The sequence below is a fragment of the Streptomyces sp. RPT161 genome, from assembly GCF_027533845.1.
Lineage (GTDB): Bacteria > Actinomycetota > Actinomycetes > Streptomycetales > Streptomycetaceae > Streptantibioticus_A > Streptantibioticus_A silvisoli_A.
The window spans coordinates 1-282 of the sequence record NZ_JAPZVN010000128.1; the positions used below are offsets into that span (position 1 = coordinate 1).

The 282-nt window shown below is 62.8% G+C and carries 1 protein-coding gene; it reads left to right on the forward strand.

The genetic code is table 11. The features are described from left to right. On the forward strand, positions 1-282 hold a 282-nt coding region (locus O5O46_RS35220), incomplete at both ends, for an acyltransferase domain-containing protein (protein ID WP_269859763.1).

Here is a 282-nt window from a genome sequence, read left to right on the forward strand (position 1 = left end):
TTGTTCACCGGTCAGGGCAGCCAGCGGATCGGGATGGGTTGGGAGCTTTACGCGACCTACCCTGTCTTCGCCGAAGCCCTGGATGCGGTGTGTGAACGGTTCGAAGTACCGCTGCGGGATGTGATCTTCGGAGCCGACGGCGACCTGCTGGACCAGACTGCCTACACGCAGCCTGCCTTGTTCGCGGTTGAGGTGGCGCTGTTCCGGCTCGTTGAGTCGTGGGGGCTGCGGCCTGACTTCCTTTCTGGTCACTCGATTGGTGAGTTGGCTGCGGCGCATGTC